This is a genomic window from Arthrobacter sp. HMWF013, from assembly GCF_003061105.1.
Lineage (GTDB): Bacteria > Actinomycetota > Actinomycetes > Actinomycetales > Micrococcaceae > Arthrobacter.
This window is the reverse complement of sequence record NZ_QAIQ01000065.1, coordinates 1-6,521: the sequence shown is the minus strand read 5'-3', so window position 1 is coordinate 6,521 and position 6,521 is coordinate 1. Positions and strand designations below refer to the sequence as shown.

General features: G+C 64.1%; 6 protein-coding genes. 4 read left to right on the top strand and 2 right to left on the bottom strand.

Going from position 1 to position 6,521, the window contains the following annotated elements:
- Positions 1 to 3: 3 nt before the first annotated feature.
- Positions 4 to 1,035: a LysM peptidoglycan-binding domain-containing protein gene (locus DBR22_RS03090; RefSeq protein WP_108597730.1), complete on the bottom strand. Its 1,032-nt coding sequence runs from the start codon at positions 1,033 to 1,035 to the stop codon at positions 4 to 6.
- 146 nt (positions 1,036 to 1,181) lie between these two features.
- Here DBR22_RS03090 and DBR22_RS03085 point away from each other — a divergent pair, with 146 nt between their 5' ends.
- Positions 1,182 to 1,754 (top strand): hypothetical protein, encoded by a 573-nt coding sequence (locus DBR22_RS03085; RefSeq protein ID WP_108597731.1) that lies wholly within the window; start codon positions 1,182 to 1,184, stop codon positions 1,752 to 1,754.
- An 81-nt stretch (positions 1,755 to 1,835) separates the two neighbouring features.
- On the opposite strand, the gene DBR22_RS03080 is transcribed toward DBR22_RS03085, so the two are convergent.
- On the bottom strand, positions 1,836 to 2,051 hold the full coding sequence (locus tag DBR22_RS03080; RefSeq protein ID WP_108597729.1) for a helix-turn-helix domain-containing protein: 216 nt from the start codon (positions 2,049 to 2,051) through the stop codon (positions 1,836 to 1,838).
- A gap of 152 nt (positions 2,052 to 2,203) precedes the next feature.
- Between DBR22_RS03080 and DBR22_RS03075 the strand changes: the two genes are divergently transcribed.
- The 3 genes from DBR22_RS03075 to DBR22_RS03065 all read left to right on the top strand — a co-directional run.
- Positions 2,204 to 2,848 (top strand): hypothetical protein, encoded by a 645-nt coding sequence (locus tag DBR22_RS03075; protein WP_108597728.1) that lies wholly within the window; start codon positions 2,204 to 2,206, stop codon positions 2,846 to 2,848.
- Complete coding sequence (locus DBR22_RS03070; protein ID WP_108597727.1) at positions 2,845 to 4,152, top strand: AAA family ATPase; 1,308 nt, start codon at positions 2,845 to 2,847, stop codon at positions 4,150 to 4,152. The genes DBR22_RS03075 and DBR22_RS03070 overlap by 4 nt, the downstream gene beginning before the upstream one ends.
- Before the next feature lie 57 nt (positions 4,153 to 4,209).
- A partial coding sequence (locus DBR22_RS03065) for an NAD-glutamate dehydrogenase domain-containing protein (protein WP_146187356.1) occupies positions 4,210 to 6,521 on the top strand: 2,312 nt, incomplete at its 3' end.

The window sequence follows — 6,521 nt, the reverse complement described above, 5'->3', positions numbered from 1 at the left end:
CCCTTAGGCCGTGGACGGTGATTTCAGAATCTGCCCCGGCAACAGGACGTGAGGACTCGTCCCGATTTCGGCTCTGTTGGCTTCGTACCAGCGGGGCCAGCGGAGCGCCACGTCCACGTCTGTCGCCGTGGGCCCCAACTCGCGGGACGCGATGTCCCAAAGGGTGTCGCCCGCAAGTACCGTGATGTCCCGGGCTGGCCCCTGTGCACCTTGCACAGCCCGGACAGGCTGGGCGGCCAGCAGCCCCGGATCCGTCAGTGGTGCGCTGGGCCGCCATTCGGGCTGGACTGCCGGCGTCAGCCGTTCCGTCGGCTGTGGCTCCATGGCACGGGGTTCCGGGACCTGTGTTGCAGGGACCAGAGCGTCCTGCAGGTCCTGGGCTTCCTGGCCCTTTGCCGCCGAGGTGTCCAGAAGATCTGGCCGTTCATCCCCCTCCGTGTCCTGCATGTGTGTGTCCTGGCCCTGCATCGTTTGGGCAGGTGTGCCGCGATCTTGCGTACCGGCGGAGGGAGGCGCAGCCGGGGCCTGCGGGCGTGGAGACGGCGTTGCTGGAGCAGGTGTGCCTGTCTTTTCCGGCAGCGGGATCTGCCGTGCCACAGCTGCCGGTGCCCAGTGGGCCTGGAGGGCCACCTCTTGCGTCGGTACCCAGGCCGGCCCCTCCGGCGGTACGGCCGCTTGAGCCAGCGGAGCGGCAAGCAGCTGGACAGAGAATGCGGCGACAGCGAGCCTGCGCATAAAGGCCGGGCAACACTTGCCAGCACTGGCGGCGGCCCGCTTTTTGCCGCCCTTCTCGAGCACAGCTGCTGCCACGGCCAGCAGGACAGAGAGAATCCACCAGGCCACAATGGCAAGCCCCGCCGAAACAGCGATGGCTCCCAGCAGGTCATCGACGCCGGGGCCCTGCCGGCGCGCGGCCGATTGCTGCCACCGTTCCGTGAGCCCCATACCGGCCACGAACAGGAAAAGTCCCAGCATCAGGACGGACCCGGCCATGACCGCATCGGTCCTGAGCCCGCGGGCGCTTGGACTATCCATGACATTCCTTCCGTCTGTTTGATGCAGTTTGATGTTGTTTGTTGCATCTAAGCTCAGTTTGGACCAGATAAAATAGTTTTGTCCATAGTTTGGAAGTAAGTCATTCCTGATTGACCGCTGAGGAAGGGGCCGCCTACGCTGTCCCCATGCGTTGGGATGCACTGTTCGGTGACATGGAGGCACAGTTTGCCGAGGGTGACAGACTGGCGGTCGAGGCGGAGATTTCGGAACGGGCACGGGTGGAAACCGCATCGGTGACCTTGGCGGACCGGTTGCGGGGCTCCGTCAGCAGCCAAATAGCCGTGCACCTGCTGTGCGGGAGGACCTTCGCCGGAACACTCACTCATGCGGGGGCAGAGGCCCTGGTTCTCAGTGAGGAGCGCCACCAGGTCCTTATTCCGTACGGCGCGGTGGCACGCTATGCAGGTTTGGGGCGCGTTTCCGTTGCAGAGACCTCACAAGTACGGCGCCGGATCGGGTTATCGTCAGCCCTGCGCGGGCTGGGCCGGGACCGGGCCGGGCTCGAGGTGACTCTCCGAAGCGTGACGGAGCGGGAATGTACGCTGACCGGGGTCATAGATCGGGTGGGCAGCGATTTCTTCGATATGGCCCTTGTCAGCCCCGGTGAGGTCCGGCGTGCATCCCAGGTCCGGCAGGTAGCCACCATTCCGTTTCAGGCGCTGGGGGCAATCCGCTCACGGACTGCCGGTGACTTGTAGTCCCCGCCTTCTGATCTGCCGCCGCTGGTGCAGGTAAAGAGCGCTGGTGCAGGTAAAGAGTCTGGACTGGCTGTCCGACGCTCAGGTCTGCTTGGCTTTGGCTTCCTGGATCATCCGGCTGGCCTCGGCGTAGCGCTCCTCGATGTACTGTTCGAGCATCTTTTCCTCTACCCGCCACTGGCCCCTCCCGCCAACCTGGATGGCTTTGAGTTCGCCGCTGCGGACCAAGGCATACGCCGCTGGTGAATTGATCTGCAGCTGTTCAGCGACATCCGCGAGTGTGAGGAATCTGGGCATAAATCCATTTTGCCACCCAGGAGGCCATCTGGTGCTGTTATCCACAGTTTGATGTTGTTTGGACTTTTGACTTTTTTTCCGGGGTGCATGCCGCAACAATGGGGTGTCCGGGTGCAGCCAGCCGTCCGGCGCGAGTTAGGGGAGAGACACGCATGAGCCATGATGCTGCAACCGCGGGGAACAGGCTGAAGGCCCCGTCGTGGAAGGATCCCCGGCTGCTGGTCGGTGTGCTGCTGGTGCTGGCATCCGTTGTGGGAGTGATCTACCTGGTTGGCACTGCTGACCAGACCACGGAGGTCTATGCAGCCAAGGACTCCATTGCCGTGGGCGAACGGCTGACAACAGAGAATGTCGTTCGCGCAAAAGTCCGGCTGGGGGAGACTGAGGAGCACTACGTCACGGTCGAGGGCGGGCTGCCGGAAGGGCTCGTTGCTGTCCAGCGGATCGGGAAGAGCCAATTGGTGCCGAAGGAAAGCCTCGCCAGTGTCGACGCGCTGGACCGTAAGCCTGTTGCTGTGACCATCGATGAGGCGCTGCCCCCGCAAGCCGTTGCCGGAACCCGCGTGGACGTCTGGGTGGCCGCCACTGATGCACGGAACGGCTTCAGTGAGCCGCAGTTACTGCTTCGTGGTGCAGAAATTGCGCAGTTGACAGACGGATCCACCGCTTTGGGCTCCTCCCGAAGCACAGTAGTGATGGTTCTCGTCGCAGACGACCAGATGCCGGCACTCCTGGGCGCCCAAGCGAACAAGGCCAAGATCTCCGTAGTGTGGAATCCGGGCGGCGGTACGTCATGAACATCCCTGTGGTGACGGTCGGACAGGCCCAGGAGGACGTCGTCGGTGGCTTGGAAAGGCTCCACGGCCCTGTGACGGTCGTGAGGCGCTGCGCTGAACTGACCGAACTGCTGGCAGCCTGCCAAAGCGGGTTGGCCCGGGCAGCGGTGGTGGCGGATGGTTGCGAGTCGCTGACCGCATCCCTGGTTGACAGGCTCGGGGCCGTCGGGGTTGCCATCATCGCGCTGACTGACAACGCCGAGGAGGCTGCCCGCCTGCGCGGGATCGGCGTGGCATCCGCGCTGACAGGAGTTGACTCGGCCGCCCTGGCCGGCAGGATTGCCGAGGCAGTGGCCCAGCTGACCGGCACGCCACGGGACGCCGGCTACGGGAACGGCGTGGGCGATACAGGTGCGGCACTGCGCCAGCACCCGGCAGAACAGGCAGACGTGCCGCCGGCCTCCGGAGCCGGCAGGATCATTGCTGTGTGGGGCCCGGCAGGATCACCCGGGCGGACCTTCATCGCCGCCAACATCGCGGGGGAGTTGGCAGCTGAAGGAAAATCCGTGCTGCTGGTCGATGCGGACAGCTATGGTGCCAGCATTGCGGCGGTCCTTGGCCTGCTGGACGAATCGGCTGGTCTCGCCCAAGCGTGCAGGCTGGCGGATCAGGGCCTGCTGGACGCGGATGCCCTGCTGAAGGTTGCCCTGCCGGTCACCACCAGACTCGGAACGTTCCGCGTCCTGACCGGGATCACCCGCGCTGACAGATGGACCGAGCTCCGGGCAGCGGCACTGTCATTGGTGCTGGAGCGGGCCAAGGAGATCGCCGACGTCGTGGTGGTGGATACCGGATTCTGCCTCGAAGCCGACGAGGAACTCAGCTTTGACACCATGGCGCCGCGCCGGAACGCCGCCACCTTGCGGGCCCTGGAGGTTGCAGACACTGTTTTCGCTGTGGGGGCGGCTGATCCCGTGGGCGTTCCACGGCTGGTCCGCGGCCTTGCGGATCTCGAAACGGCCGTACCGCACGTTTCTCCGGTTGTGGTGATGAACAAGGTACGGGCAGCTGCTGTAGGAAGATCCCCGGAACGCCAGCTGCGCGATGCCTGGGAGCGGTACGGCCCGTCGTCGACACTCACGGCATTTCTGCCCGCGGACAGCTCAGCAGCCGACGCCGCACTTCTTGGCGGTTCACTGCTGCTTGAAACGGCCCCGGAGTCGAAGCTGAGGCGAGCCATCGCCGATTTGGTTTGTGCACCTGTCCAGCGATCCTCCCGATCCTCTGTATTTTCTTCCACACCGAGGCGGGTTCTGAAGGGCTAGGCTCACCATAAGGGCTGCAAGGGTGCAGCAATATTAGTGTGATGGAGGCGTTTGCAGATGTCGTCTGGATCCAGCGTGGAGGATCAGTCCCTGGCCATTGATGACCAGGAGGGCTTTCTGGCGGACTACTACCAGCATATGGCTGAAGAAGACGCCCGGAGCTATCGGCAGGATGTGCTGGCCACACGGGCCGAGACCCACCGCAAGGTCGCAGCCAGCCGCTTGCCGGGCCAGGCAAAAGTTGCCATCGTCACCGAGGCCGACAGCAGCGTTGTCTATGTCGTCACGGACGATATGCCCTTCCTTGTTGACTCAGTCAACGCCGAGCTGGTCCGCCAGAAGGCCGCCATCCGCCTCGTCCTTCACCCTTTGTTCGTTGTGACCCGCAACAGGGAAACGGGGCAGCTGGTCAAAGTCGACCGGGTGCCTTCCCACATCGGGATATCGAGCGGAGACACCGCTGCGATGCCCATCCTGTCCCACCTGATTGCACAGGGTGAGAATGCCTCCCACATGGAATCCTGGATCGCCGTGGAGATCAACCGCGTTTCCAAGGATGCCCAGGCATCCCTGCTGGACGGCCTGGACAGGATCCTCGCAGATGTCCGCGCCGCCGTCGAAGACTGGCCGAAGATGCGGAACAAAGCCCTCCAGATTGCGGCCAGCCTGGACCAGGTGGCCAACCCTGCCCAGATCGCCGAACTCAGGCAGGCACAGGAACTATTGCGCTGGCTCGACGACGGCAACTTCACCTTCCTGGGCTACCGCGAGTACGACCTCGTGAATGCCGACGGTGAGGACGTTCTGGAACTGCGCGAAGACAGCGGTCTCGGCCTGTTGCGGGCCAAGCCTGACGCTCCGCATGTCCAGCATCTGACGGAAGTGGGCCGCCGGAAGGCCCGCGAGAAGCGTGCACTGGTCATCACGAAGGCAAACTCCCGGTCCACCGTCCACCGGGCCGCGTACCTTGACTACATCGGTGTGAAAAGTTTCGACGCTGCGGGCAACGTCAACGGCGAGCGCCGCTTCATCGGCCTGTTCGCCACCAGCGCCTACACAGGGTCGGTCCGGGACATTCCCGTCGTCCGGGAGAAGGTGGCAGCTGTACTGGGCAGCGCCGGCTTCCCGCCGGATTCCCACTCCGGTAAGGACCTTCTGGGGATCCTGGAAACCTACCCGCGTGACGAGTTGTTCCAGATCGAAACTGAAGATCTGGCTGCTACGGCAACCGGCATCCAAAAGCTCCAGGAGCGGCGGCGCACCCGCCTCTTCCTGCGGCCGGACATCTACGGCCGCTTTATGTCGGCGCTGGTCTACCTTCCCCGCGACCGCTACACCACCAACGTCAGGCTCCGCATCGAGGAAGAACTGCGGTCCACTTTCAAGGCCGAGTCCATCGACTACGAAGCCAGGATGACCGAGTCCGCCCTCGCCCGCCTTTTCTTCCGGATCCGGCTGCCCAAGGGCGCCGACGTCAGCGACGTCAACACCGATGAACTTGAAAACCGGCTCGTCCGGGCATCCCGTTCATGGAGCGAAGGCATCGCCGAGGTCCTGCGGGAACGCGGCGCCGATGACCACGCCAAGGAACTGGCCGGTCTTTGGTCTGAGGCTTTTCCTGCCGGTTACCGCGTGGATTATGAGGTCGAAGACGCGCTGGAGGACATCACCCGCTTTGAGCAGTACGGGGCCCACGCTGAGCGCGCAGAAGGTGCCAAGCAGGAGAAACCCGGTGTTCATGTGTACCTGCCCAAGGGCGCAGGCGAGGTCCTGGAGGAGGACGCCCGCGTCAAGCTGTACATGCTGGAGCCCAAGAGCCTGAGCCAGATCCTGCCGTACTTCCACAACATGGGGCTGGAAGTACTGGATGAACGGCCCTTCGAGATCGAGACAGCCGACCGGCGCGACTTCTTCCTGTACGACCTCGGGCTGAAGTACCCCGCGGGCATCGACCCCCTGGCAACGGGCCAGCTGTTGGCTGACTCGTTCGGCGCGGCGATATCAGGCGCGGTGGAGTCGGACAGCTTTGACCGGCTGGTGCTGCGCGAGGGCATGCAATGGCGGCAGATCACCATCCTGAGGGCATACGCGCGGTACATGCGCCAGATGGGGAATACCAACTCCGTGGGTTTCATGGCTGACACGCTGCTCGCAAATCCCCGGGTTACCAAGGCGCTGACGGCACTGTTCGCAGCGCGGTTCGACCCCGCCCTGGGCGTGGAGGAACGGGCGGCCGCGCAGGCCAAGGTGCGTGCGGAGCTGTCAGTGGCGATCGATGAGGTGGAGACGCTCGACGCCGACCGGGTACTGCGGACTTTCGCCAACCTGATCGAGTCCACGCTTCGCACCAACTATTACCAGGACAAGCC

What these genes read in the sequence shown, in the direction of transcription:
- DBR22_RS03080 (WP_108597729.1), bottom strand. Translation starts at nt 2,051, where the DNA reads ATGCCCAGATTCCTCACACTCGCGGATGTCGCTGAACAGCTGCAGATC.
- DBR22_RS03090 (WP_108597730.1), bottom strand. Translation starts at nt 1,035, where the DNA reads ATGGATAGTCCAAGCGCCCGCGGGCTCAGGACCGATGCGGTCATGGCC.
- DBR22_RS03075 (WP_108597728.1), top strand. Translation starts at nt 2,204, where the DNA reads ATGAGCCATGATGCTGCAACCGCGGGGAACAGGCTGAAGGCCCCGTCG.
- DBR22_RS03070 (WP_108597727.1), top strand. Translation starts at nt 2,845, where the DNA reads ATGAACATCCCTGTGGTGACGGTCGGACAGGCCCAGGAGGACGTCGTC.
- DBR22_RS03085 (WP_108597731.1), top strand. Translation starts at nt 1,182, where the DNA reads ATGCGTTGGGATGCACTGTTCGGTGACATGGAGGCACAGTTTGCCGAG.